Source organism: Lysobacter sp. Soil_C_15 (assembly GCF_057657315.1).
The window spans coordinates 173016-198663 of the sequence record NZ_JBDGIR010000007.1 but is presented as its reverse complement, the minus strand read 5'-3'; the positions used below and the strand labels follow the sequence as shown (position 1 = coordinate 198663).

Annotated in this window: 28 protein-coding genes and 1 pseudogene; 22 read left to right on the top strand and 7 right to left on the bottom strand. The window is 70.7% G+C overall.

Annotated features, from left to right (window positions below):
- Positions 1-39: 39 nt before the first annotated feature.
- Together AC3A57_RS17135 and AC3A57_RS17130 are read left to right on the top strand one after the other, a co-directional pair.
- Entirely contained in the window at positions 40-756 is a 717-nt protein-coding gene (locus tag AC3A57_RS17135) for a DUF3108 domain-containing protein (protein ID WP_487580027.1), read from the top strand.
- Entirely contained in the window at positions 753-1439 is a 687-nt protein-coding gene (locus AC3A57_RS17130; RefSeq protein WP_487580026.1) for a DUF3108 domain-containing protein, read from the top strand. Before AC3A57_RS17135 ends, AC3A57_RS17130 begins: the two co-directional genes overlap by 4 nt.
- Before the next feature lie 365 nt (positions 1440-1804).
- Here AC3A57_RS17130 and murA read toward each other — a convergent pair whose 3' ends face one another.
- Together murA and AC3A57_RS17120 are read right to left on the bottom strand one after the other, a co-directional pair.
- Positions 1805-3058 carry a UDP-N-acetylglucosamine 1-carboxyvinyltransferase gene (gene murA, locus AC3A57_RS17125; RefSeq protein ID WP_221669515.1) on the bottom strand — a complete coding sequence of 418 codons (1254 nt, stop codon included), beginning with the start codon at positions 3056-3058 and terminating at the stop codon, positions 1805-1807.
- A 153-nt stretch (positions 3059-3211) separates the two neighbouring features.
- A complete protein-coding gene (locus tag AC3A57_RS17120; RefSeq protein WP_221669516.1) occupies positions 3212-3451 on the bottom strand; it encodes a BolA family protein in 240 nt (79 codons plus the stop codon).
- A 199-nt stretch (positions 3452-3650) separates the two neighbouring features.
- On the opposite strand from AC3A57_RS17120, the gene AC3A57_RS17115 reads away from it, so the two are divergent.
- From AC3A57_RS17115 to AC3A57_RS17035, 17 genes are all read left to right on the top strand, one after another.
- Positions 3651-4679 (top strand): KpsF/GutQ family sugar-phosphate isomerase, encoded by a 1029-nt coding sequence (locus tag AC3A57_RS17115; protein WP_221669517.1) that lies wholly within the window; start codon positions 3651-3653, stop codon positions 4677-4679.
- A 200-nt stretch (positions 4680-4879) separates the two neighbouring features.
- Positions 4880-5428, top strand: coding sequence for a KdsC family phosphatase (locus AC3A57_RS17110; protein WP_221669518.1), 549 nt, complete (start codon positions 4880-4882; stop codon positions 5426-5428).
- Between the two features lie 11 nt (positions 5429-5439).
- On the top strand, positions 5440-5988 hold the full coding sequence (gene lptC / locus AC3A57_RS17105) for an LPS export ABC transporter periplasmic protein LptC (protein WP_487580025.1): 549 nt from the start codon (positions 5440-5442) through the stop codon (positions 5986-5988).
- Positions 5969-6499 carry a lipopolysaccharide transport periplasmic protein LptA gene (gene lptA / locus AC3A57_RS17100; protein ID WP_487580024.1) on the top strand — a complete coding sequence of 177 codons (531 nt, stop codon included), beginning with the start codon at positions 5969-5971 and terminating at the stop codon, positions 6497-6499. Before lptC ends, lptA begins: the two co-directional genes overlap by 20 nt.
- A complete protein-coding gene (lptB, locus tag AC3A57_RS17095; RefSeq protein WP_487580023.1) occupies positions 6499-7218 on the top strand; it encodes an LPS export ABC transporter ATP-binding protein in 720 nt (239 codons plus the stop codon). The genes lptA and lptB overlap by 1 nt, the downstream gene beginning before the upstream one ends.
- A 75-nt stretch (positions 7219-7293) precedes the next feature.
- Positions 7294-8712 carry an RNA polymerase factor sigma-54 gene (locus AC3A57_RS17090; protein ID WP_487580022.1) on the top strand — a complete coding sequence of 473 codons (1419 nt, stop codon included), beginning with the start codon at positions 7294-7296 and terminating at the stop codon, positions 8710-8712.
- Between the two features lie 227 nt (positions 8713-8939).
- Complete coding sequence (gene hpf / locus AC3A57_RS17085; RefSeq protein ID WP_487580021.1) at positions 8940-9266, top strand: ribosome hibernation-promoting factor, HPF/YfiA family; 327 nt, start codon at positions 8940-8942, stop codon at positions 9264-9266.
- Positions 9267-9320: 54 nt separating this feature from the next.
- The gene (locus tag AC3A57_RS17080) at positions 9321-9785 is read left to right on the top strand and encodes a PTS sugar transporter subunit IIA (RefSeq protein ID WP_487580020.1); all 465 of its coding nucleotides are present in this window, start codon (positions 9321-9323) and stop codon (positions 9783-9785) included.
- A 93-nt stretch (positions 9786-9878) separates the two neighbouring features.
- Positions 9879-10829 carry an HPr(Ser) kinase/phosphatase gene (gene hprK, locus AC3A57_RS17075; RefSeq protein WP_487580019.1) on the top strand — a complete coding sequence of 317 codons (951 nt, stop codon included), beginning with the start codon at positions 9879-9881 and terminating at the stop codon, positions 10827-10829.
- A 47-nt stretch (positions 10830-10876) separates the two neighbouring features.
- Positions 10877-11743: an RNase adapter RapZ gene (gene rapZ, locus AC3A57_RS17070; protein WP_487580094.1), complete on the top strand. Its 867-nt coding sequence runs from the start codon at positions 10877-10879 to the stop codon at positions 11741-11743.
- Between the two features lie 177 nt (positions 11744-11920).
- Positions 11921-12280 carry an EF-hand domain-containing protein gene (locus AC3A57_RS17065; RefSeq protein ID WP_487580018.1) on the top strand — a complete coding sequence of 120 codons (360 nt, stop codon included), beginning with the start codon at positions 11921-11923 and terminating at the stop codon, positions 12278-12280.
- A 95-nt stretch (positions 12281-12375) separates the two neighbouring features.
- Positions 12376-12714 (top strand): hypothetical protein, encoded by a 339-nt coding sequence (locus AC3A57_RS17060; RefSeq protein ID WP_487580017.1) that lies wholly within the window; start codon positions 12376-12378, stop codon positions 12712-12714.
- Between the two features lie 203 nt (positions 12715-12917).
- Positions 12918-13310 carry a PTS sugar transporter subunit IIA gene (locus tag AC3A57_RS17055; protein WP_221669527.1) on the top strand — a complete coding sequence of 131 codons (393 nt, stop codon included), beginning with the start codon at positions 12918-12920 and terminating at the stop codon, positions 13308-13310.
- 104 nt (positions 13311-13414) lie between these two features.
- Positions 13415-13684, top strand: a complete 270-nt coding sequence (locus AC3A57_RS17050; RefSeq protein ID WP_221669528.1) for an HPr family phosphocarrier protein — start codon at positions 13415-13417, stop codon at positions 13682-13684.
- A gap of 11 nt (positions 13685-13695) precedes the next feature.
- Positions 13696-15405: a phosphoenolpyruvate--protein phosphotransferase gene (ptsP, locus tag AC3A57_RS17045; RefSeq protein WP_487580016.1), complete on the top strand. Its 1710-nt coding sequence runs from the start codon at positions 13696-13698 to the stop codon at positions 15403-15405.
- Between the two features lie 147 nt (positions 15406-15552).
- Entirely contained in the window at positions 15553-16914 is a 1362-nt protein-coding gene (mgtE, locus tag AC3A57_RS17040; RefSeq protein ID WP_487580015.1) for a magnesium transporter, read from the top strand.
- Between the two features lie 536 nt (positions 16915-17450).
- Complete coding sequence (locus AC3A57_RS17035) at positions 17451-18182, top strand: carboxylesterase family protein (RefSeq protein ID WP_487580014.1); 732 nt, start codon at positions 17451-17453, stop codon at positions 18180-18182.
- 126 nt (positions 18183-18308) lie between these two features.
- Here AC3A57_RS17035 and AC3A57_RS17030 read toward each other — a convergent pair.
- The 4 genes and pseudogenes from AC3A57_RS17030 to AC3A57_RS17015 form a co-directional block, all read right to left on the bottom strand.
- Positions 18309-18527 (bottom strand): annotated as a pseudogene (locus AC3A57_RS17030) (alkylphosphonate utilization protein); the annotation flags it as partial.
- A gap of 66 nt (positions 18528-18593) precedes the next feature.
- Positions 18594-19529, bottom strand: a complete 936-nt coding sequence (locus tag AC3A57_RS17025; RefSeq protein ID WP_487580013.1) for an aspartate carbamoyltransferase catalytic subunit — start codon at positions 19527-19529, stop codon at positions 18594-18596.
- Positions 19526-20005 (bottom strand): Holliday junction resolvase RuvX, encoded by a 480-nt coding sequence (ruvX, locus tag AC3A57_RS17020; protein ID WP_221669533.1) that lies wholly within the window; start codon positions 20003-20005, stop codon positions 19526-19528. Before ruvX ends, AC3A57_RS17025 begins: the two co-directional genes overlap by 4 nt.
- Positions 20002-20568 (bottom strand): YqgE/AlgH family protein, encoded by a 567-nt coding sequence (locus AC3A57_RS17015; RefSeq protein ID WP_487580012.1) that lies wholly within the window; start codon positions 20566-20568, stop codon positions 20002-20004. The genes ruvX and AC3A57_RS17015 overlap by 4 nt, the downstream gene beginning before the upstream one ends.
- A gap of 189 nt (positions 20569-20757) precedes the next feature.
- On the opposite strand from AC3A57_RS17015, the gene AC3A57_RS17010 reads away from it, so the two are divergent.
- The 3 genes from AC3A57_RS17010 to AC3A57_RS17000 all read left to right on the top strand — a co-directional run bounded on the left by AC3A57_RS17010 (position 20758) and on the right by AC3A57_RS17000 (position 24624).
- Positions 20758-21372, top strand: coding sequence for a DNA-3-methyladenine glycosylase I (locus AC3A57_RS17010; RefSeq protein ID WP_487580011.1), 615 nt, complete (start codon positions 20758-20760; stop codon positions 21370-21372).
- Positions 21369-22481: a hypothetical protein gene (locus AC3A57_RS17005; RefSeq protein WP_487580010.1), complete on the top strand. Its 1113-nt coding sequence runs from the start codon at positions 21369-21371 to the stop codon at positions 22479-22481. The genes AC3A57_RS17010 and AC3A57_RS17005 overlap by 4 nt, the downstream gene beginning before the upstream one ends.
- Positions 22482-22797: 316 nt before the next feature.
- Positions 22798-24624, top strand: a complete 1827-nt coding sequence (locus tag AC3A57_RS17000; RefSeq protein WP_487580009.1) for a DUF4153 domain-containing protein — start codon at positions 22798-22800, stop codon at positions 24622-24624.
- A 13-nt stretch (positions 24625-24637) separates the two neighbouring features.
- Here AC3A57_RS17000 and AC3A57_RS16995 read toward each other — a convergent pair whose 3' ends face one another.
- Positions 24638-25648, bottom strand: a complete 1011-nt coding sequence (locus AC3A57_RS16995) for a Rieske 2Fe-2S domain-containing protein (protein ID WP_487580008.1) — start codon at positions 25646-25648, stop codon at positions 24638-24640.

The window sequence follows — 25648 nt, the reverse complement described above, 5'->3', positions numbered from 1 at the left end:
TGCGCAGCATCCACGAGAGCCCAGGATCTCCGCGTCGTCATGAAGTCGCTACTGCCCTTGTTCGCCGCCGCGTTGTTCGGCGCCGCCTCGCCCGCCGGCGCGGCCGCGCTGGAGCCGTTCGTCGCCCATTACCAGGTGTTCAACGGCGGCAAGGCGCTGGGCGACGCGACCATGCAGGTCAAGCCCGACGGCGGCCATTGGCGCATCGACCTCGACATCCGCGCCGAACACGGCATGATGAGCCTGGCCGGCGCGGCCGCGCAGCAGAGCACGCGATTCGACACCGTCGGCGACGCGTATCGGCCGCTGAGCCAGACCCTGGTGCGCAAGCTGCTGTTCTCCAAGCGCGTCGTCAACGGCGTGTACGACTGGAACAAACGCAGCGCGCAGTGGAGCGGCGACGTCAAGGACCATCGGCGCAAGCCCATCGCGCTGCAGGACGGCGACATGAGCGGCCTGCTGATCAATCTGGCGGTGGTGCGCGATGCCCAGCCCGGCAGGACGCTGAGTTACCGCTTCGTCGATTCCGGCCGCGCCCGTCCGCACCAATATGTGGTGGCGCAGGAGCTGGAAGGGGTCAAGGTCGACGACATGAGTTTCAATGCGATGCGCGTCAACCGGGTGCAGAGCGGCAACGAGGAAACCTCGATCTGGGTGGTCGACGGCGTTCCCACGCCGGTGCGCATCCTGCAACGCGAGAACGGCCAGGACACTTACGACCTGCGCCTGGTCGAATACAAAGGAGCCAACGAATGACGATCCGCAACACCACGCTGCGCGGCCTGCTCGCCGCCGTCGCGCTGACCGCGGTCAGCGCCCCCGCGTTGGCGGTCAAGCCGTTCAGCGCCGACTACTCGGCCAGCTACATGGGCATGCAGGGCGCCGGACGCATGACCGTCGCCCCGGCCGACGGCAAGCGCTGGAAGTACGAACTGTCGATTTCCAGCCCGCTGGCCGAACTGCGCCAGTCGACCACCTTCGAGGACAACGCCGGCAAGTTGCGCCCGATCAGCGGCAGCGACTCGAGCAAGGTGCTGACCAAGAAGAAGAACACCGCCGCGAGCTACGACTGGACCCGCGGCGTCGCCACCTGGACCGGCGACGTCAAGGCCGACCGCGCCGGCCCGATCAAGCTGCAGACCGGCGACCTGGACGCGTTGCTGATCAACCTAGCGATCGTGCGCGACGCCGCCGCCGGCAAGCCGATGAGCTACCGCATGGTCGAAAGCGGCCGGGTCAAGCAGCTGACCTACACCGTGGTCGGCAAGGAAGCGATCAACGTCGCCGGCAAGTCGCAACAGGCGACCAAGGTCTCGAGCAAGAACGGCGACAAGGAGACCATCGCCTGGGTGGTGCCCAGCGTGCCGGTGCCGGTGCGCATCCTGCAGCGCGAGAACGGCAGCGACGCGATCGACCTGCGGGTGCAGTCGGTGCGTTGATCCCGCTGCGCCGCCGCAAGCGCGCATGAACGATGCGCACAAACGAAAAGCCCCGCTGCGGCGGGGCTTTTCGTTGCCTGGATGCTTCGGGTCTCTGCCTGGACGCACCGAGCCTGTGCCTGGATGCTTGGAGTCTCTACCCGGATGCTTCGAGGACGGTCATCCGGCTGCGTCGCAGTTGACGTTGGTGGTTGCTGCCCCCCCTTTTGAAGAAGGGGCCAGGGGGATTTGCTCTTGCTCCACCCGATCACCGCGACCTGACGCGAAATCGCCGCGCCAGCCGATCCACCGCAAAACCGATCGGCGCAACCCGCCGCCCCCTTTGCGAAGGGGCGGATTACCCGAACAGCGAACCGCCGCCTGGCTCACACCCGGCGGATCTTCGCCCCCAACTTGGACAGCTTGGCCTCGATGTTCTCGTAACCGCGGTCCAGGTGGTAGATGCGGTCGATGGTGGTCTCGCCCTGCGCCACCAGGCCGGCCAGGATCAGCGAAGCCGAGGCGCGCAGGTCGGTCGCCATCACCGGCGCGCCGCTGAGCTTGGGCACGCCGCGCACTACCGCGGTGTGGCCGTCGACGCGGATGTCGGCGCCCAGGCGCAGCAGCTCGTTGACGTGCATGAAGCGGTTTTCGAAGATGGTTTCGTTGATCACCCCGGCGCCCTCGGCGATGCAGTTGAGCGCCATGAACTGCGCCTGCATGTCGGTCGGGAACGCCGGATACGGCGCGGTCACCAAGTCGACCGCACGCGCGCGGCGGCCGCCCATGTCCAGGGTGATGCGGTCGCCGTCGACTTCGATCGTCGCGCCGGCGTCGCGCAGCTTGTCCAGCACCGCATCCAGGGTGTCGGCGCGGCTGCCGGTGACGGTGACGCGGCCGCCGGTCATCGCCGCGGCGACCAGGAAGGTGCCGGTCTCGATCCGGTCCGGCAGCACGTCGTGGCCGCCGCCGTGCAGCTTCTCCACGCCGTGGACCACGATCCGGCCGCTGCCGGCGTTCTCGATCTTGGCGCCGAGCGCGTTGAGGCAGTCGGCCAGGTCGATCACCTCCGGCTCCATCGCCGCGTTCTCGATCACGCTGGTGCCTTCGGCCAGTACCGCCGCCATCAGCACGTTCTCGGTGCCGGTGACGGTGACCACGTCGAACACGAAGCGCGCGCCCTTCAGCCGGCCCTTGCGCTGGGCCTTGATGTAGCCGTTCTCGACCGTGATCTCGGCGCCCAGCGCCTGCAGGCCCTTGATGTGCTGGTCGACCGGGCGCGAACCGATCGCGCAACCGCCCGGCAGCGAAACCTCGGCCTGCCCGTACTTGGCCAGCAGCGGCCCCAGCACCAGCACCGAGGCGCGCATGGTCTTGACCAGTTCGTAGGGCGCGACATGGCTGTTGACCGTGGTCGGATCGACGGTGATCGTCGCGCCCTCGCTATGCACGCCGGCGCCGAGCTCGCCGAGCAGCTTGGCGGTGGTCAGCACGTCGTGCAGCCGCGGCACGTTGCGGATCGTCACCGGAGCGTCGGCCAGCAAGGTCGCGCACAGGATCGGCAGGACGGCGTTCTTGGCGCCGGAAATCTGGACTTCGCCGTTGAGCGGCTGGCCGCCTTCGACCACGATTTTTTGCATTTTGGGAGCCGGGAATAGGGAATGGGGAATGGTCTAAAGCAGATTGCCGCAAACGGGTGAGGCCACGATGAAGTGCGAAGAAGCGCTGAAACCGATCGGCGCGTCCGCAGGCTTTGCAGATCGCCGCGCCACCGCTCTCCGACTCCCGATTCCCTATTCCCGATTCCCGGCCTCTTCGGGCGTCAACGTCTTCAGCGCCAAGGCGTGGATCTCGCCGCCCATGCGCTCGCCCAGGGTCGCGTAGACCAGGCGGTGACGGGCCAGCGGCAGTTTGCCGCGGAAGGCCTCGGCGACCACGGTGGCTTCGAAGTGGACCCCGTCGTCGCCGCGCACCTGCGCTTGCGCGCCGGGCAGGCCTTGTTCGATCAGGGTGCGGATGATGTCGGCGTTCACGGCAGGAACCTCTGGTGGTGGGGACGGCCGGGCGGGCCGCAGCGATACGCGGCCGGGTCGGCTGAATGCGGGGTGGCCGCCGCCCGGCGGCCGCGGCCGCTGGGGCCGGCGCTGGGCGGGCGAACCGCTTAGAATTGACGGATTAGCCTAGCGGAAAGCCCTGCGATCCGGAATGGCGACCACAGAAACGGCCTTTCCCATGACTCCCAACGCCCGCCCCGCGCCCGACCTCCGCCCGCTTCCGCCCGCCGGCGTCGCCGACGCCAGCCTGGCCGCCAGCGGCCGGCGCGTGTTCGAGATCGAGGGCCGGGCGCTGGACGCGGTGGCGGCGCGCATCGACGGCGATTTCGCCGCCGCCTGCCAGCTGATCCTGGCCGCGCACGGCCGGGTGGTCTGCACCGGGATGGGCAAATCCGGCCATATCGCGCGCAAGATCGCCGCCACCCTGGCCTCGACCGGCACTCCGGCCTTCTACGTCCATCCGGGCGAAGCCGGCCACGGCGACCTGGGCATGATCACCGACGCCGACGTGGTCCTGGCCCTGTCCTACTCGGGCGAGAGCGACGAGGTGTTGATGCTGCTGCCGGTGCTCAAGCGCCAGGGCAACCGCCTGATTGCGATGACCGGCCGGCCGCAGTCGACCCTGGCGCGCGAATCCGACGTGCACCTGGACGTCAGCGTGCCGGTCGAAGCCTGCCCGCTGGACCTGGCGCCGACTTCCAGCACCACCGCCTCGCTGGCGATGGGCGATGCGATCGCGGTCGCCCTGCTCGACGCGCGCGGCTTCACCGCCGACGACTTCGCCCGCTCGCATCCGGCCGGCGCGCTCGGCCGGCGCCTGCTGCTGCACATCACCGACATCATGCACGCCGGCGAAGACGTGCCGCGGGTGTCCGCCGACGCCAGCGTCAGCGAGGCCCTGGTCGAGATGAGCCACAAGCGCCTGGGCATGACCGCGGTGGTCGACGCCGAGGACCGCCTGATCGGCCTGTACACCGACGGCGACCTGCGCCGCACCCTGGACGACGCCGGCGTCGACCTGCGCTCGACCCGGATCGCCGAAGTCATGACCCGCTCGCCCAAGACCATCGGCGCCGACGCGCTCGCGGTCGAAGCCGCGCAGCTGATGGAAACCCACAAGATCAGCGGCCTGCTGGTCGTCGACACTGAACGCCGCGTGGTCGGCGCCTTGAATATTCACGACCTGTTGCGCGCCCGGGTGGTTTAAGAATCGGACCTGGGGGGAGCTTCGGGACTCGGGACTCGGGACTCGCAACAGCATGCGGCATTCGCCGGTTCCTGCCGAGCGAAGCATTCCGAAAAACGCCTGTTCCCAGATAAACGCCCCAGACCCCTCCCGCCCCAATTCGAGTCCCGAGTCCCGAGTCCCGCAACCCGAAACCCCGAAACCCCGAAAAAACCGCACCCGTGCCCTACAGCCACCTCAACGACTACCCCGCCGAAATCCGCGAACGCGCCGCGCGCGTGCGCCTGGCCTGTTTCGACGTGGACGGCACCCTGACCGACGGCCGGCTGATCTACGACAGCGAAGGCCGCGAGTCGAAGTGCTTCCACGTCCAGGACGGCCAGGGCCTGGCCTTGCTGCGCCGGTTCGGCATCGCGGTGCACTTCGTCACCGCGCGCGGCGGCGCGATCGCCGCCCAGCGCGCGGCCGAGCTCGGCGCGACCGCGCACGGCGACGTCGCCGACAAGCTGGCCTGCGTGAGCGAGATCGCCGCCGGCCTGGGCCTGGGCCTGGACCAGGTCGCCTTCATGGGCGACGACCTCGCCGACCTGCGCGTGCTGCCGCACGTCGGCCTGTCGGTGGCGCCGGCCAACGCCCACCCCTGGGTGCGCGAACGGGTGCACTGGCGCACCGTCGCCCGCGGCGGCGAAGGCGCCGCGCGCGAGCTGTGCGACCTGCTGCTGGGCGCGCAGGGCCACGCCGAGCAGGCGTTGGCGGGGGCGCTGGGATGAGCTGGCGCGGGATGCTGATCCTGATCCTGATGGCGGCCGCCGCGCTCAGCGGCTGGGCGCTGTGGTCGCAACGCGACAAGCCCGGCAGCGCCGGCGGCGAAGCGCGCCCGGACTACGTGCTCAACGACTTCGAAGTGGTGGTGCTGGACAAGCAGGGCAAGGAATCGTTCACCATGCGCGCGCCCAAGCTGGAGCGCGATCCGAACCAGAAGACCATGGACATCGCCACCCCGGTGTTCCTGGTGCCGGCGCGCGCCGGCGGCAACGGCGGGCCCTGGGAAGTGCATTCGCAGCGCGGCTGGGTCAGCGCCGAAGGCGACGAGCTGCGCCTGCGCGGCCAGGTCAAGGCCGACAGCACCAACGCCGACGGCAAGCCGATCAACATCGCCACTGAGGAACTCAACGTGTTCCCCGACGCCAACAAGGCCACCTCGGCGGTTCCGGTCAGGTTGATTCAGCCGGGCACTATAATGACCGGCTCGGGACTGCAGGCCGATCTCGAAACCAAGAACATCACCATCCCCAACGTCAAGGTCCGCTATGAAGCGAAAGCCCGCTAACTGGCCCGCCCTGCTGTGCCTGGCCGCCCTCGCGCTGGCGCCGGCGGCCGCGTTCGCACGCTCGTCGGACCGCAGCCAACCCATGGACGCCGGCGCCAACAGCAGCAACTGCTCGATCAGCAACGATTCCGGCCCCTGCGTGCTCACCGGCGACGTCAAGATCACCCAAGGTACCTTGATCATCAATGCCGCCAAGGCCGACATCAAGCGCGCCGGCGGCGAACCCAGCTTCGTCACCCTGACCGGCTCGCAGGCGACGCTGAAGCAGGAGCTCGACGACGGCTCGCCGTTCAACGGCCGCGCCAACAAGATCGAGTACGACATACCCAAGGACACCATCGTCCTGACCGGCAACGCCTACGTCGACAAGAACGGCGACACCATCAAGAGCGAGCGCATCGTCTACAACTCCAAGACCGGCCAGGTCGAGAGCGGCGGCACCGGCGGCCGCGTCAACATCCGCATGCTGCCCAAGAACAAGACCGCCGAGCCGGCCAAGGGAGGCGGCTGATGCTGGTCGCACAGGGCCTGCGCAAGGCCTATCGCGCGCGCGAGGTCGTGCGCGACTTCGGCCTGACCCTGGACGCCGGCGAAGTGGTCGGCCTGCTCGGCCCCAACGGCGCCGGCAAGACCACCTGCTTCTACATGATCGTCGGCCTGGTCCCTGCCGACGCCGGCCAGATCGTGCTCGACGGCAAGGACATCACCGCCGAGCCGATGTACGCCCGGGCCAAGTACGGCGTCGGCTACCTGCCGCAGGAGCCCTCGGTGTTCCGCAAGCTCAGCGTGGCCGACAACCTGCGCCTGGTGCTGGAACTGCGCGAGGACCTGGACAGGGCCGGGATCGAACGCGAGCTGGCCAGCCTGATGGACGAGCTGCAGGTCACCCACGTCGCCGACCAGCTCGGCGCCAGCCTGTCCGGCGGCGAGCGGCGCCGGGTCGAGATCGCCCGCGCCCTGGCCGCGCGCCCGCGCCTGATGCTGCTCGACGAACCCTTCGCCGGCGTCGACCCGATTTCGGTCGGCGAGATCCAGCGAATCGTGCGCCACCTCAAGAATCGCGGCATCGGCGTGCTGATCACCGACCACAACGTCCGCGAAACCTTGGGCATTTGCGACCGGGCGTATATCCTGAACGACGGCGGCGTGCTCGCGCAGGGGGCTCCGGACGCGCTGCTGGCCAATCCGGACGTACGCCGGGTCTACCTGGGCGAGACTTTCCGTCTGTAACCTAGCGGTTGCCGGGCGCGAAACGACGCCCGAGGCGTGCGACTCGGCCGATCGCCATCGCACCAGCCCAAGATCATGAAGCCCCGCCTCCAAGCCGCACTCGGACAACAGCTGGTAATGACGCCGCAACTGCGGCAGGCGATCCGCCTGCTGCAATTGTCGGCTATGGAGCTGGAAGCCGAGCTGGCGACGGCGGTGGAGAGCAATCCCCTGCTCGACTGGACCGAGCCCTCCGCCGGCGGCGAGGACGAACCGCGCCCGGCGGCCGGCGCCGAGGACGGCCCCGAGGCGCCGACGCCCGAGCCGGAATGGACCATGGACGACGGCGAAACCTGGTACGAGCGGGTCGGGCCGGCCGACCACGACGACGAAACGCCCGCCGCCGAACAGGTCGCCAACGCCGAAACCCTGCAGGACCACCTGCTGTGGCAGTTGCACCTGAGTCCGCTGTCGCCGCGCGACCGCAGCATCGGCGTGGCCCTGATCGAAGCCATCGACGACGACGGCTACCTGCGCGAGCCGATAAGTTCGATCGTCGCCTCGCTGGCTGCGGAGCTGAATCCGGCTCCGGGCGAGGAAGAAGTGATCACCGTGTTACACCAGGTGCAGCGCTTCGATCCGGTCGGCGCCGGCGCGCGCTCGCTGGCCGAGTGCCTGAATCTGCAGCTAGGCACCTTGTCCGACGACACCCCGGGCAAGGCGCTGGCCCAGCAGATCGCCAACGGCCCGCTGGAGCGCCTGCCGCGGATCGGCCCGGCCGGGATCGCCGCCGAACTGAAGCTCGACGTCGCCGATGTCGAAGTCGCGGTGCAGTTGCTGCGCTCGCTGGACCCACGCCCGGGCTCGCAGATGGGCGCCGTCTCCAGCGACACCTATGTGACCCCGGACGTGGTGATCTGGCGCCAGAACGGCCTGTGGCGGGTCGCCCTGGCCGAATCGATGCGGCCGCGGATCAGCATCCACCGCGGCTACGAGAGCATGATCCGCCACGCCAGCGCCTCCGACGCCAGCTACCTGCGCGGCCACCTGCAGGAGGCGCGCTGGCTGCTCAAGAGCCTGGAAGCGCGCGGCGACACCCTGCTCAAGGTCGCCCGCTGCCTGCTCAAGCAACAGGCCGGCTTCCTAGAATTCGGCGACAGCGCGCTGCGCCCGCTGACCCTGCGCGAGGTCGCCAACGAAGTCGGCCTGCACGAATCCACGGTCTCGCGCGCGATCGCGCGCAAATACGCGCGCACCCCGCGCGGGACCCTGCCGCTGCGCGCGTTCTTCGCCTCCGGCATCGACACCGGCGCCGGCGGCGAGGCCTCCAGCACCGCGATCCAGGCCATGATCCGGCGCCTGATCGAAGCGGAGAATCCGCGCAAACCCTTGTCCGACGCGCGCCTGGCCGAAACCCTCAAGGCCACCGGCGTGCCGGTGGCGCGGCGCACGGTGGCCAAGTACCGCGAAGCGATGAGCATCCCGTCCTCGCAGGACCGGGTCCGCATCGGCTAGGCCGCCACACCCGGCAAATCCCGCCCGCTGGAAAAAACCCTTGCGAATCAACGCCCGGCGCCCGACCTACGACCAAGGTGCTAGGCCGGCCCCTTGCGCCTGCGGCCCAGAGTGAGATGCTGGACATCCTGGCTCCGGCCAGGGCGTGAGCCAGGCTCCGGAGCGATCGCTCCGCGATCCGATCCTGAGCCTGTCTGCATTCATCCGCGACGTGAAGGAGGTCCCCGATGCGTATCGAAACCTACGGCCAGCAGATCGAAGTCACCAGCGCCCTGCGCGACTACGTGGAAAGCAAGCTGGCCCGTCTGCAACGCCATTACGACCAACCCTTCGACGTGCGTACCCAGCTCAGTCTGGACAAGCCCGACCACCGGGCCGAGGCCACCGTTTCGCTCGCCGGCCGCACCCTGCACTGCGACGCCGCCGCGATCGACATGTATGCCGCGATCGATCTGCTCGCCGACAAGCTCGACCGCCTGCTGATGAAGCACAAGAGCAAGCTGGTCGATCATCACCGCGGCGAAAGCCTGGCCCGCAACGGCGAAATCGCCTGAGCCCATAACGCTTCCAGACAGGCAACGCCCACCGCGTCACCCATCCACGCCGTCATGCCGCTTTACGATTTGCTGAGCGCGCATCGGGTCGCGATCCTCGACCAGCCCGGCGATCGCGATACCGTGCTCGACTCGGCCGCCCGTCTGCTCGCCGACGGCCACCCTCCCGCCGCGCTCGCCCTGCGCACCCGCCTGGGCGAGCGCGAGCGGCTCGCCAGCACCGCGATCGGCCACGGCGTGGCCATTCCGCACGCGCGCACCGACCTGGTCGAAACCAGCCGCGCCGCGTTCCTGCGCTTGAACGCGCCGGTCGATTTCGCCGCCGCCGACGGCCAGCCGATCGACCTGGTGCTGGCGATGGCGATCCCGGAACACCACATCCAGCAGCATCTGCAACTGTTGGCCGAGCTCGCCGAGCGCTTCGCCGACGCCGGTTTCCGCGAACGACTGCGCAGTGCGCCGGACCGCGCCGAACTCGCCGACCGCCTGCTCGATCACTGCCGGCGCAGCGCGGCCTGAGTCGGTTCGCGCGGTTGCGGCGCCGGTCGCGGCACATCCGTGACCGCGGTCGGGCTGCGACACGGCGGCGCTTTGCTCGTACACTGCGGCCCCATGAGCAAGAGCATCCGCGCAGGCGACCTGTTCGAACAACAGCGCGACCGACTCGACCTGCGCTGGATCGCCGGCCAGCGCGGCGACGGCCGGGTGGTCGAGGCGGTCAATACGGTGGCCCGGCGGCCTTCGCTGGCCGGTTATCTCAATGCGATCTATCCGAACAAGGTGCAGATCCTCGGCACCGAGGAACTGACCTGGCTCGACGGCCTGGACTCGCGGCTGCGCTGGGAAACCATCGAGAAGATCATCCAGTTCCGCCCGCTGGCGCTGGTGATCAGCAAGGATCAGCCCTGCCCCGAAGACCTGCGCCTGGCCGCCGAGGAAAGCGACACCCCGCTGTGGGTCTCGCCGCGGCGCGGCCATGAGCTGCTCAATCACCTGCAGTATCACCTGGCCCGCGCGCTGGCGCCGCAGATCACCCTGCACGGGGTGTTCATGGAGATCTATTCGATCGGCGTGCTGATCACCGGCGAATCGGGCTCGGGCAAGAGCGAGCTGGCGCTGGAGCTGGTCACCCGCGGCCATCGCCTGGTCGCCGACGACGCGCCTGAGTTCACCCAGATCGCGCCCGACGTGCTCGACGGCACCTGCCCCGACATGCTGCAGGACCTGCTGGAAGTGCGCGGCCTGGGCGTGCTCAACATCCGCCAGATGTTCGGCGACACCGCGGTCAAGAACAACAAGTACCTGCGCCTGATCGTGCACCTGACCCGGCCGATGAGCGAACCGCTGCCGTCCGGCATCGAACGCCTGACCGGCGACACCGGCATCCGCCGCGTGCTCGACCTGGACGTGCCGATGATCACCCTGCCGGTCATGCCCGGCCGCAACCTCGCCGTGCTGACCGAAGCGGCGACGCGCTTGCACAGCCTGCGCATGAAGGGCCTGGACCCGGCCGCGGCGTTCATCGCCCGGCACAGCAACTTCCTGGAGCGTGGCGAATCGTGAGCCCCGAGGCCGAATCCAACCCCGTCGCCGGCGCGCCGGAGCCGAGTCTGTTCACCCTGGTCATCGTCAGCGGCATGTCCGGCTCGGGCAAGTCGGTGGCCCTGCACACGCTCGAGGACCTGGGCTTCTACTGCGTCGACAACCTGCCGGCCGAGCTGCTGCCGCAGTTCGTGCAGAACGTGATCCGCGCCGAAGACGACATGCCGACCAAGCTCGCGGTCAGCATCGACGTGCGCAACCGCCACAGCGACCTGGCCAACATCCCCGAGTGGCTGTCGGCGGTCGGCGCGCTCGGCGCCGACCCGCGCCTGGTGTTCTTCGAATCCGGCGACTCGGTCCTGCTCAAGCGCTATGCCGATACCCGCCGGCGCCACCCGCTGAGCCAGTTCGGCCTGGCCCTGGCCGACGCGATCTCGCTCGAGCGCCAGGTGCTCAAGCCGCTGCGCCAGATCGCCGATACGGTGATCGACACCAGCGAGTTCAACATCCATCAATTGCGCCGCCACGTCATCACCGAGTTCGGTCTCGGCAGCGACGCCGGCATGTCGCTGCTGTTCGAATCCTTCGCCTACCGGCGCGGCGTGCCGGCCGACGCGGATTTCGTGTTCGACGCCCGCGGCCTGCCCAATCCGCACTGGAATCCGGCCCTGCGGCCGCTGTCCGGACGCGACGGCGGCGTGCGCGATTATCTGGAGGCGCAGGAGGACGTGAATCTCTACGTCGGCCAGATCAGCCAGTTCCTCGACACCTGGCTGCCGCGGCTGCAGGCCGACAGCACCCGCAGCTACGCCACCATCGCCTTCGGCTGCACCGGCGGCCGCCATCGCTCGGTGTACCTGGCCGAACGCATGGCCGAGCACGCGCGCCTGCGCGGCTGGAACGAAGTGGCCGTGCATCACCGAGAGCTCGACTGAACCGCGGCCGGCGCCGCGTTGCGCCGGACTGAACGCGTTCTGAGCCAGGGTCCGGAACGGCGTCGCGCGCTCACGAAATTTTCGCGTCTTTGTGGCGCGGCGCTTGCACGCGCGCACGTAGCGTCGAGCCGTGCCGGAGCACCGCGCCGGCGCATCCGTCCGCTACGGAGCCGCGACATGAACGCCCTTCTTCCGATCCGCCGCTGCGCGCCGCTGCTGCTCAGCCTGAGCGCGCTGGTCCTGACCCCGGCCGCCGTCGCCCAGGAACGCACGCCGCCTGCGCACGAAATGCAACGCACCGAACCGCCGGTCAACGATCAGCGCGGCGACGCGCGCCGGCCGCCGCCGGCCGACACCACCGTGCCGCCGGCCTTCGCCGACCTCGACGGCGACGGCGACGGCAAGATCAGCCGCGACGAAGCCGCGCTGGATGCGCGCTTGACGGCGAACTTCGCCAGCCGCGACCTCGACGGCGACGGCAGTCTGTCGCTCGCCGAATTCCAGGCCGGCCACGGCCAGCGCAGCGGCGACAAGTAAGCGCCGCCGCGCGCGCCGATCGCGGCCGCGCGCCCGATCCGGCCGCGCGGGTCTTCACCGAGCTCGCCAGGGCTCGCCCTCGCCAGGAGCCACCGATGCCCCCGATCCCGTTCGCCCGCCCCTACCGTCTCGGCGCCGCGCTGAGCGCGCTGCTGGCCGTCGCCGGCCTGAGCGCCTGCCAACCGCCCGAGCCCGAACCGCCGGCGGTCTCGGCGGAGACCGCGCCGGCGACCACCGAACCGGTCGCGACGCCGACCGCACCGGCCGACGCGGCGGCGACCTCGGGCGACGCCGCCGCACCGGCGCAACTGCCGCCGCCGGCCGAGATGCCGCCCAGCGACGCGCCGCCCAGCGATACCCCGCCAGCCGTGCCGACCCCGACCGAACCGGCCGCGCCTGCGGCGCAAGACCCGGCCGCGCCGCCCAACGCCTGAGCGGCCTTTCCGACCCGCAGCGAGACGGCCGCAAGACCGCCTCGCGATCCACGCCACGCCGCCTGCCGGCGCCGGGTAGCCGGGCCGGCGGTGCGCCGGGCCGGCTCCGCCCCGGCGGGCTTGGCCGAGGTTCGGCGCAACTCGCCGCAGCTCGCCGCATTTGGCGCTTCCGGCCTGTCACCCCGCTCTGCTAAGTTGACGCCATGTCCGTAGGCGTCCTTCTCATCACTCACACCGGCATCGGCAGCGCGCTCGTCGCGGTGGCCAACCGCCTGCTCAATCCGCTGCCGCTGCGTACCGAGGCCTTCGAAGTGCCGTTCGACGCCGACCTGGACGCGCTGCTGCCGCAAGCCAGCGCCGCCCTGCGCCGGGTCGACGACGGCGACGGCGTGCTGGTGCTGACCGATCTGTACGGCGCGTCGCCGAGCAACCTCGCCGCGCGCGTGGCCCATCTGGGCACGCCGGTGCGGCGGGTCGCGGCGCTGAACCTGCCGATGCTGCTGCGGGTAATGAACTACGCCGAACTCGAACTCGACCAACTGCCGGTGGTCGCCGCCGCCGGCGCCCGCAACGGGGTCATCCAGGACGACGCTTGAACGCATGACGCCATCGCACTCCGCTTCGTCCATCCAGGCGTTGCCGGCCGCCGCCGCAGCCGCCGCTTCCCGAATCGCGTTGACCATTGCCTGAGGACCCCGACATGATCGAACGCGAACTCACCGTTTCCAATCGCCTCGGCCTGCACGCCCGCGCCACCGCCAAGCTGGTCCAGGTGCTGTCGGCCTTCCGCAGCAACGCCACGCTCACCGCCAAGGGCCGCGAGGTCAACGCCAAGAGCATCATGGGCGTGATGCTGCTGGCCGCCGGCCAGGGCACCGCGGTCAAGCTGCGGGTCGAAGGCGAGGACGAAAGCAACGCGGCCGACGCCGTGATCGCCCTGTTCGAACGCCGTTTCGACGAAGACAGCTGAGGAGGCGCGGGATGCGGCAGGAATTCCAGGGACACGGCGCCTCGCGAGGCAGCGCGCTCGGGCGCGCCCGGGTCCGCCTGCCGCATGCGCTGGAAGTCGCCGAGGAGCGCATCGCCCACGACCAGGTCGAGGCCGAACTGCGCCGGCTGCACGCCGCGATCGACAGCGTGCGCCAACAGATGCACGCACTGCGCGAGCGCCTGCACGGCGCCCTGGCCCACGAAGTCGGCGAATTCCTCGACCTGCACACCCTGCTGCTGGACGACCCCGAACTGCTGCAGGGCCTGGACGAACTGATCCGCACCGGCCATTACGCCGCCGACTACGCCCTGCGCCTGCAGCGCGACCGCATCGCCTCGGTGTTCGAGGCGATGGACGACGCTTACTTCCGCAGCCGCGTCGACGACATCGACCAGGTGATCGGGCGCATCCACGCCGCCCTGCACCGGCGCGACCAGGACACCCTGGGCGTGGCCGGGGAGATCCTGGTCACCGACAACGTCGCCCCGGCCGAGCTGGCCCAGTTGCAGGCGCAGGGGGTGATGGCGATCGTGACCGCGGCCGGCAGCGCGCTGTCGCACAGCGCGATCCTGGCCCGCAGCCTGCACCTGCCGCTGGTGGTCGGCGCGGCCCAGGCGCTGCTGAAGATCAACGACGGCGATGCGCTGGTGGTCGACGGCGGCACCGGCGCGGTGATCCTGGAGCCCGACGCCGCCGACCTGCGCGCGCACCGCGCGCGGACGCGCGAGCTGGCGCGCGAGCGCAAGCAATTGCACCGGCTGCGCCGCGAGCCTACCCGCACCACCGACGGGGTCGATATCAAGCTCTACGCCAACGCCGAATCGCGCGACGACGTCGCCGAGGCGCATGCGCTGGGCGCGGCCGGGGTCGGCCTGTACCGCACCGAATTCCTGTTCCTGCAGCGCAACGAGCTGCCCGACGAGGACGAACAGTTCCGCGCCTATCGCGACGTCGTGCTGGGCATGACCGGCCGCACCGTCACCATCCGCACCCTCGACCTGGGCGCGGACAAGGCCGACAAGACCGGCCTGGCCCTGCGCGACGAGCCCAACCCGGCGCTGGGCGTGCGCGGCGTGCGCCTGTCGATGGCGCGCGACGGCCTGCTCGAGACCCAGCTGCGCGCGATCCTGCGCGCCTCCGGCTACGGCCCGACCCGGGTGCTGGTGCCGATGGTCAGCTGCGCCGAGGAAATGCGCACCGTGCGCCGGCTGATGCAGAAGGTCGCCGCCGACCTGCGCAAGCAGGGCCACGAGGTCGCCGAGCAGATTCCGCTCGGCGCGATGATCGAGGTACCGGCCGCGGCGCTCGCCCTGCCCGGCTTCATCGGCAACGTCGACTTCCTGTCGATCGGCACCAACGACCTGGTCCAGTACCTGCTCGCGGTCGATCGCAACAACGAGGCGCTCGGCAACCTGTACACCCCGCTGCATCCGGCGGTGCTGCGGGTGATCCGCGACGTGATCCGGCTGGCCCGTTCGCGCGGCAAGCCGGTCGCGGTATGCGGCGAAATGGCCGGCGACGCGGCCTTCGCGCCGCTGCTGCTGGCGCTGGGGCTGGAAGAGTTCAGCCTGCATCCGGCGACCCTGCTGGAAGTGCGCCGCGCGATCCGCGGCCTGGACCTGGCCGGCCTGCGCAAGCGCGCGCCGGCGCTGATGCGCGCGCGCGACCGCGCCGGCATCGAGGCCTGGCTGAACGCCTGACCGCGTTCGCCGGCCGGCGACGCGAGCGCGAGCTCCGGGCCGCCTTCAAGGCTGGGCTTTATCGGCACGAGGGGCGATAATCCGCGCATGAACGTTTGACTTTCGCCGGCTTCGTGGCCGCGTCCGTCACCTGCGAGGAAGTACCGCATGGCCGAAGCCGTCCGCCACGACAAGACCGCGCGTCAGCTGCGCCTGCTGTCCGATGCGCTCGACAGCGGCCGCCTCGGCCCGGTCCGGCGCCTGGTCAACACCCTCTCGCCGGCCGAGATCGGCAACCTGCTCGAATCGCTGCCGCCCGGCAAGCGCGTGGTGGTGTGGGGGCTGGTCGACCCCGAGGACGACGGCGAGGTGCTGGTCCACGTCGGCGACGAGGTGCGCGAAAGCCTGCTCGCGGACATGGACACCGACGAGATCGTCGCCGCGGTCGAAGACCTCGACATCGACGACCTCGCCGACCTGGTCGAGGATCTGCCCGATACGGTCATCGACGAAGTGCTCAAGTCGATGGACCGCGAGAACCGCGAGCGCCTGGAGCAGGTGCTGTCCTATCCCGAGGACACCGCCGGCCGCCTGATGAACCCCGACGTGGTGACGGTGCGCGCCGACACCACCATCGAGGTCGTGCTGCGCTACCTGCGCCTGCGCGGCGAGCTGCCCGAGCACACCGATCATCTGTACGTGGTCAGCCGCCGCCACCAGTACCTGGGCCGGATCGCCCTGGCCGCGCTGCTGACCCACGAGCCCGGCACCGCGATCAACAAGCTGGTCGACGACGAGCAGCCGGCGATCGACGTCGGCGAGACGGCCGGCGAAGTCGCACGGCAGTTCTCCGACCACGACTGGATCAGCGCGCCGGTGGTCGACGACAACAACATCCTGCTCGGCCGCATCACCATCGACGACGTGGTCGACATCATCCGCGAGGAGGCCGAGCACCAGGCCCTGAGCGCGGCCGGCCTGGACGAGGACGAGGATCTGTTCAGCCCGGTCCGGCGCGCATTCCGGCGCCGCCTGATCTGGCTGTCGGTGAACCTGTGCACCGCCTTCCTCGCCGCCAGCGTGGTCGGCCAGTTCGAGGACTCCATCGCCCAACTGGTCGCCCTGGCCGCGCTGATGCCGATCGTCGCCGGCATGGGCGGCAACGCCGGCACCCAGGTGCTGGCGCTGATGATCCGCGGCCTGGCCCTGGGCCAGATCGGCGCGTCCAACGTCTGGACCCTGCTGCGCAAGGAGTTGTCGGTGGCCCTGATCAACGGCCTCTGCCTCGGCGTCGGCCTGGGCCTGATCGTGCTGCTGTGGTTCCGCCAGCCCGGCCTGTCGCTGGTGATCGGCACCGCACTGACCATCAACCTGCTGACCGCCGCCGCCGGCGGCGTGCTGGTGCCGCTGACTCTCAAGCGCCTGGGCTTCGACCCGGCCCTGGCCGGCGGCGTGATCCTGACCACGCTCACCGACGTCATGGGCTTCCTCAGCTTCCTCGGCCTGGCGACGCTGATCTTGCTGCGTTGAGGCGATCGCGTTCACGCGGCCGATCGATGCGCCTGCGCCGATACCGCGGCATCGCCGTCGGGCGGCCGAGCAGCGCCGATCGGGTTCTGCCGAAGCGCTGGTGCTGTCCTGGCTGCGCACGCTTCGAGGCGACGCTGGCGCACACCGCTTCGCCGTCGCGGCTCACGCCGCTCCTACAGGGGCGGCGCAGCTTCTTGTAGCAGCGGCGTGAGCCGCGACCCACCACATGGCCGGTCTTGGTGCTGCGCCTGCGTACATCGCTGCGATGGGTCGCGGCTTGCGCCGCTCCTACCCCAAGGCCGCGTACCAGGGTAGGAACGACGCAAGTCGCGACCGCGTGGCGGCTACAACGGTGTTACCTCGACGAACGTGGCAGCCGCAACGCGGACGCCCCCTTTCCGGCGCCCCCTCATGGATGCAGGCCGCGACGCAGGTCCTGGATCGGCCGGCCGCACGCGCCGATGATGCTCGCAGCCCGTATCCCGCCGCAGCGGCGAACCCAAGCGCTCGACGCCGCCGCCCACGAGTCCGCCGCCATGCCCGATCTTCGCGAACACGGCTGTTTCCTGGAACGCGAACTGCTGCTCGCCGACGGCGCGCTGCATCGGTATCAGGTGTTCGTCCCCTCGCGCCGGGCCGGCGGCGAGCGGCCGCCGCTGATCCTGTTCCTGCACGGTTCCGGCGAGCGCGGCGACGACAACCGGCGCCAACTCGAGGTCGGACTGGGTCCGGTGATCCGCGCGCGCATGGACGATTTCCCGGCGCTCGCGGTGTTTCCGCAGATGCATGCCGACCGCGACGACCCCGGCCATTACGCGTTCACCGCGCTGGCGATCCTCGACCACGCCCAAGCCGAGTTCGATCCCGACCCGCAACGCATCCTGCTGACCGGCCTGTCGATGGGCGGATTCCTGAGCTACGAGCTGGCGCTGATGCGGCCCGAGCGGTTCGCGGCGGTCGCCCCGATCTGCGGCGGCTTCGACCCGCCGCACGGCTGGAATCCGCGCCGCATCGCCGCGCTCGGCGGGGTGACGACGCTGGACGAAGCGGCGCAGCGGCTGGCCTCGACGCCGCTGTGGATCTTCCACGGCGCCCGCGACGACATCGTGCGGCCGGAACGCTCGCGCGAGATGGTCGAAGCGCTGCATCGCGCGGGCTCCAGCGCCCGCTACACCGAATTCGCCGACGCCGAACACAACGCCTGGGACCCCGCCTACGCCACGCCCGAGTTCTGGGACTGGCTGTGGCTGCAGCGGCGGGACGGGTGATTCGGGACTCGGGCCCCGGGATTCGCAAGAGCGGACCCGGATATTGCGAACCGTGTCCGGCGCAAGCTCACGCCACCGCGCCAGCGCGCGGGCAATCCCGGATCTCCAATCCCCAGCTCCGCCCGCTCAGGCCTTCTTGACGAACTCGGTGCGCAGCACCAGGCCCTTGACCTTGTCGACGTTGCACTCGATCAGTTCTTCGTCGTCGGTCAGGCGGATGTTCTTGCACAAGGTGCCGCGCTTGAGCGTCACCGAGGTGCCCTTGACCTTGAGGTCCTTGATCACCAGCACCGAGTCGCCGTCGGCCAGTGCGGTGCCGTTGCTGTCTTTCACGATCATTGCGTTCTCCTTCGGGCAAAAACGCCGCGGCCGCGCTGAGGCGCGGCCGCGACCGAAATCCTGCGCCGCGGCTCAGCCCTTGAGCAGGGCTTCGAGCACGGCCATGCGCACGGCGACGCCGTTGGCGACCTGGGTCAGGATCAGCGACTGCGGGCCGTCGGCGACCTCGTCGGTGATCTCCACGCCGCGGTTCATCGGGCCGGGGTGCATGACCACCGCGTCGGCGGCGGCGCGCTTGAGTCGGGCCGCGGTCAGGCCGTAGTCGCGATGGTAGTCCTCGAGCGAAGACACCAGCCCTTCTTCCATCCGCTCGCGTTGCAGGCGCAGCATCATCGCCGCATCGACGCCGTCCAGCGCCGCGTCGAGGTCGTCGGTGACGATGCAGCCGTCCAGGGTGCCGTCGTCGGGCAGCAGCGAGGCCGGGCCGCAGACCCGGATTTCGCCGGCGCCGAGCGCGCGCAAGGCCTGCAGGTCGGAGCGGGCGACGCGCGAATGCTTGACGTCGCCGACCATCGCCACGCGCAGGCGGGAGAAATCGCGGCCCTTGGCTTGGCGCAGGGTCAGCATGTCGAGCAAGCCCTGGGTCGGGTGCGCGCTGCGGCCGTCGCCGGCGTTGACCAGGCAGCTGCCCGCGCGCGCCTGCCGCGCCAGCGCGGCGACCGCGCCGTCCTCGCGATGGCGGACCACGAAGCCGCGCACGCCCATCGCCTCGATGTTCTTGAGCGTGTCGAGCGCGGTTTCGCCCTTGCTGGTCGACGAGGTCGAGGCGTCGAAGTTGAGTACGTGCGCGCCGAGCTGCTGGGCCGCCAACTGGAAGCTCAGCCGGGTCCGGGTCGAGGGCTCGAAGAACAGGGTGCAGACCGCGATGCCGGCCAGGGCGCGGCTGTCGTAGTGGCCTTCGGCGAAGGCCTGGGCGCGGATCAGCAGCGCCTCCAGCGATTCGCGCGTGGCGTCGGCCAGGCTCAGCAGGTGGCGCGAGCCGGGGGAATCGTGAGCGGTCGTGTTCATGCGTTGGAAACGTGTTCGATATCGGTGGCGTCGTCGGGAGCGGCCAGCCAGCGTTCGACGATGACCGCGGCGGCCACCGCGTCCAGCGCCTCGGCGTCGCGGCGGCGCTTGCGGCCCTCGGCGCGGTCGGCGGCGAAGCGGTGCGCGGCTTCGATCGAGCTGGAGCGTTCGTCGACCAGCACCACCGGCAGGCGGTAGCGGGCGCGCAACTGGCGGGCGAAGGCGTGGGCGCGGGCGCGGGCCGGCTGGTCGCCGCCCTCCAGGGTCATCGGGTCGCCGACGATCAGGCCGTCGGGGCGCCATTCCTTGTGCAGGCGGTCGATCGCGTTCCAGTCCGGACCGACGCCGTGCACGTCGATCACCGCCAGCGCGCGCGCGCCGTGGCCGAACGCACTGGCCACCGCGACGCCGATGCGCCGCGCGCCTACATCGAAACCCAGGACGGTGCCGTCGCGTCGAATCGCCGCCGAACTCATGCGTGCCCGGCGTAGTCGGCCAGGTGGGCGAAATCGACGCCGATGCGGCCGGCGGCGGCGTGCCAGCGCGCGTCCAGCGGCAGTTGGAACAGCAGTTCGGCGTCGGCCGGCGCGGTCAGCCAGTCGTTCTCGGTGATTTCGTGCTCGAGCTGGCCCGAACCCCAGCCGGCGCAGCCCAGGGCGACGATCGCGTTGGACGGGCCCTCGCCCTTGGCCATCGCTTCGAGAATGTCGCGCGAGGTGGTCAGGAACAGGTCGCTGCCGATCACCAGAGTCGAATCCCAGCGGGTGCCGCCGTCGTGGAGAACGAAACCGCGCTCCGGATGCACCGGGCCGCCGGCCAGGACGATCTGCGCGCGCAGCTTCTCGTCGCCGCCGTCCACGCCCATCTGGCCGAACACCTCGCCCAGGGTGTACTCGGACGGACGGTTGACGACGATGCCCATGGCGCCGTCGGTGTCGTGCTGGCAGATCAAGGCCACGCTGCGCGAGAAATTGGTGTCGGCCAGCGCGGGCAGCGCGATCAGGACCTGGTTCGCGAGGGGTGTGGGCATGGCGGACATGGCTCGCATTCTAGCCTGCCCGGGGTGAATTCGGCGCTGGCCGGCGCACGTTTCGGCGATCCGGGCGCGCCGGCGGACCGTGGGCCGCGCCGTCCCGGCCGCCGCCCCGGGCCGCCGCCGCGGTACGGCCCTGGATTCGGCTTGCGCGGCGCACCACAATCCAAGCCCGCGCTCCCCCACGAGGTTTCCATGTCGGGCTATTGCGACATCGCCCCGGGCCATCCGGTCCACGGCCATTACCACGATCGCGAGTACGGCTTCCCGCAGCGCGACGAAACCGAGCTGTTCGAGCGCCTGATCCTGGAGATCAACCAGGCCGGGCTGAGCTGGGAAACCATCCTGCGCAAGCGCGAGGGCTTCCGCCGCGCCTACCACGGCTTCGACGTCGACCGCGTCGCCGCCTACGGCGAAGCCGACCGCCTGCGTCTGCTCGACGACCCCGGCATCATCCGCAACCGGCTCAAAGTCGACGCGGCGATCCACAACGCCGGGGTGGTGCAGGGCCTGCGCGCCAGCCACGGCGGCTTCGCCCAGTGGCTGGACGCGCACCAGTTGCTCGACGGCCGGCCGCGCGACAAGGCCGGCTGGGTCAAGCTGTTCAAGCGCAGCTTCCGCTTCACCGGCGGCGAGATCACCGGCGAATTCCTGATGAGCCTGAGCTATCTGCCGGGCGCGCACCGCGACAGCTGCCCCGCCTATCGCCGTATCGAAGCCATCGGCCCGTATTGGCGCCGCGCCGAGCGCCTGGCCGGCGGCGCCACCGTCGCCTCGGCCAAGACCCCGCGCCGGACCGCAGCCGAATGAGCTGCGGCCCCCGCGCCGCCGCGCTGATCGCCGCCGGGGTGGCCGCAGCCGCCGTCGCCGGCCCGACGCTCGTCGCCCCTCCGGCCGATGCGCGCGGCCTGCTCGAACGCCTGGCCGGGCAGATCGCCGCCCTGCCCGCCGACGAGCCGATGCCGATCGATCGCGCGCTGGAGCGCTACGTCGACCGCAGCGGGATCGAACTGCGGGTCGAACCGGGCGACGAGGCCGGCGCGCTGGAACGCAAGCGCCCGCCGGGCCTGTCCGATGCGGAGTGGCGCGCCTTCCTCGCCGCCTGGAAGACAGGCGCGATCGCGATCGAATCGGAGAACGGCGGCGCCGGCCTGACTTTTCTGGACCTGGACCAGGACGGCCATCGCGACCTGATCGTCGATCAGTACGTCGGCGGCACCGGCCTGTATAGCTACATTTCGACCCTGCGCAACGATCCCGCGACGGGCTACGCCGACCGCGGCGCGAGCTTTTCGATCAACGGCCGCGGCGGCGACCAGGCGCTGTACTGGCTGCGCATCGACGGCCGCAGCTATGCCGCCTACCGCGACGGCGTGTACGGGCGCGATACCCTGACCCTGCAACGCGCCATGTCGCCGGCGCCGCCCGCGGGCGCGACCGCTCCGGCCCTGGTGTTGCGCTACCGCTACCGCCACCGGGTGCTGCCGGCCGGCGCGGAGGCGCGCCGCGACGATGCCGAACAGGCGGCGCTCGACGCCGATCCGGATTTCGCCGTCGCCGCCGATCGCGCCCTGGCGCAGGTGCGCCTGAATCGCGACGGCAGCCAGCGCCAGCCCGCCCCCGAGGCGCGCTGCCCGGCGCCGCCGGGCACGCCCGCCGAAGACGACGTCTGGCCCTGGCACGGCGCCGGCCACTACAGCTTCGACTTCGCCGCGACCACCCGCGTGCGCACGCCGCGCGCCTGCTACGCGGCGACGGTGATCGCGTTCCGCAGCAGCTACCTGAAGTCCTATGCCGGCTGCTGCATGCTGTGGGTGCAGACCCGCCCCGGCGACGCCGTCGCCGAGCGGCCGCTGGACACCCAGCGCTGGCGCGAGGACCTGGCGATCGAACAGGTCGATGCGGGCGGCGGGGAATAGGAACCCGGCCAGGCACCCTCCCGCTTCGCGCCAGCCGCTCCCGCCCCGATCGCGGTCGACCGGCACCGCCCGCCGCAGACCGCCCCTCCCTGCAGAGACCACACGCCGTTCCCCGGTTGAAAAGGGGGCCAGGGGGGATTTGCGGTTGCTCTGCTTCCGCCCAGCGACCATCCCTCACCCCAACCCGTCCGCCCCCGCGCAACGAAGATCGCAGCCCGAACTGATCTACCATGGCCGCGCACGTCATGGACGACATCGCGAGCGGCCGCCAGGCCGGCGCACCGGTGCGTCGTCCGCGCCATCGCCAGGATCCAGGATGCATCCGTCTCCCGCAGCACTGCCCCGCGCCACCCGCTGGTTCATCGTCGCCGTCGCCGTGCTGCAAGGCCTGGCCTTGTACCTCACCGGCCGCTACGCCGCCGCGCTCGATGGCAGCGGTCTGCCGATCGCCCTGTACGCATTGCTGCTGGCGGTGCCCACGGCGATGCTGCTGAGCGTGCAAGGCCTGCGCGATGCGCGCTTCTGGCAGCAGACCGTCGGCCTGAGCCTGCTGGTCGGCGCGCTGGGGGCCTGGGCCGCCTGGAGCGCCACCGGCGCGCCGCAGATCGAGACCGAATCGGTGCTGGCGCCGTTCGCGGTCAGCCTGGCCATCGCCTGGTTCATCGCCCTGCCCTATCTGCAATGCCGGATCGAACACCGGCGCTGGTGCGCGCCGTATCAGGCGCTGTTCGAGCACGGCTGGCAGAACGCGCTGACCCTGGCCCTGACCGGGGTCTTCGTCGCCATCTGCTGGGGCGTGCTCGGCCTGTGCGCGGTGCTGTTCAAGCTGATCGGCATCGGCATGTTCGCCGAGCTGTTCGTGCAACCGGGCTTCGCCTGGCCGGTCAGCGGCTTGATGGCCGGCCTCGGCCTGCTGGTCGGCCGTACCCAGCAAAAGCCGGTGCAGATCGCGCGCCAGGTGCTGTTCGCGATCTTCAAGGGCCTGCTGCCGCTGCTGGCCCTGGTCGCGGTGCTGTTCGTGCTGAGCCTGCCGTTCACCGGCCTGGAGGCGCTATGGCGCACGCGCGCGGCGACGCTGATCCTGATGTGCGTGATCGCACTGCTGGTGCTGTTCGTCAATGCCGTGTTCCAGGACGGCAGCGGCGAGCCGCCCTATCCGCGCGCGCTGCGCCGGGTGGTCGACGCCGCGTTGCTGAGCCTGCCGATCTACGCCGGGTTGGGCCTGTATGCGCTCGGCCTGCGCATCGTCCAGTACGGCTGGACCGGCGACCGCTTCTGGGCCCTGCTGGCCTCGGTGCTGCTGGCCGCCTACGCCTGCGGCTACGCCTGGGCCGCGCTGCGCCCGCGACGCGGCTGGCTGCACGGCATCGCCCGGGTCAACGTGATCGTTTCGCTGATCGCGCTGGCGCTGGCGGTCGCGGCCAATTCGTTGCTGCTGGACCCGCACCGGCTCAGCGTCGGCGACCAGCTCGCGCGCCTGCGCGACGGCCGCGCCACGGTCGTCGATTTCGACCTCAAGCATCTGCGTTTCTACAGCGGCCGCCGCGGCTACCAGGCCTTGCTCGCGTTGCGTCGCGAGCCGAAGTTCGCCGCCCCGGCCGCGCGCGAAGCGCTGGCCCAGGCGATCGCGATGGACAGCCCCTGGTACAGCCCCGCAGACCGGCGCGAACAGGCGCCGCGCACCGCCGCCAACGCCTTGCGAAGGATCGCGCGCGCCCCCGGCGTCGACCCGGTCGAACCGGTCTGGCTGCAAGCGGTGCTGGAGCGCAAGCTGTCCACGCCCGATTGCCTGCGCGAGGACGCGCGCTGCGTGCTGATGGCGCCGGACCTGGATCGCGACGGCATGCGCGAATACCTGCTGTGCGAAATCCAGGAGTACGGCTCGACCTGCGCCCTCTACGCCCTCGACGGCGGGCGCTGGGGCGTGGCCGCGCGCAGCTTCATCGGCACCCGCGAGCGCGGGACCGAGGCGCTGGAAGCGGCGATGCGGGCCGGCAAGGTCGAGGCGGTGCCGCCGCGCTGGCCGGAGCTGCGCTTCGGCGACGGCAAGCCGTTCTCGCTGAACGAAGACACCTCGCCCCAACGCAGCGAACCGATCGATCCGGCCGCGCTGCAGCGTTTGCGGGAGGTCCCGCGCCGCTGAACCCGCGGCGCGGTCACAACCGCATCCGCACCTCGCGCGGCGCCGCCGGCGGCGCCGCGCCGTCGTTCCAGAACGCTTCGACCCAGGGCCGCACCAGGTCGAGCTCGGTCGAGGCGCCGCGCACGCCGGGAAAGCGGCGCAGATTGGCCGACTGCAAACCGAGCATGCGCGCGTCCTGGTCGTTGACCCGCTTCAGAAACGGCCACACCAGCCGCCGCACCAGCCAGGCCGGCGCCCAGCGGTTCTCCACGTGCAGGCTGGCGAACACCGCCGTGGACGCCGCGCTTTCCGGGCTGAAATGCAGGCTGATCCGCACCGTGCCGCCGTTGCGGTAGCGGTACTCGATCTGCGCGCTGCCGGGCGCATCGAAACGCGCGCGCTCGCTGTCGCGCGGCGACTCGAACAGCCGGTACAACAAGCCCGATTGCCGCGCCTGGCCGCGATAGCTCACCTCGAACCCGTCCGCGTTCGGTGCGAACCGCGCCAGCACCTCGCTGCGCGCGCCGCCGCGCCGGACCAGGCCGGGATGGATCCAATGCGTATGTAACGGGTCGAGGAAGTTCTCGACCGCATCGACCACGTGCGCCGGCCAGCGGGTTTGCCACAGGAAGCGCCGCGAACCGGGCCCGAACTCGCGCACCAACGGCGCCAGCTCGCCCTCGTCGCGGCCGTCCAGGCGCAGCCAGATCAGGCCGTCGTGCTCGCGCACGGCGATGCGGCGCACGCGCACCGCCGGCAACCCGGCATCGGGCGGCAGGCCGGGGATCTCGCACAGGCGGCCGTCGCGGTCGAAGCGCCAGCCGTGGTACGGACAGGCCAGCCCCTCGCCGGTCGCGCAACCGGCCGACAACGGCGCATGCCGGTGCGGGCAGCGGTCTTCCAGGGCGAAGGCCTGGCCATCGCCGGTGCGCGCCAGCACCACCGGCCGGTCGAGCAAGCGCACCGCGACCGGCGTGCGCCGCAACCGCTCGGCGCACAGCGCGGCGAACCAGCGCGAGGCATGGCTGGGGTGCCAGTCGCTCAT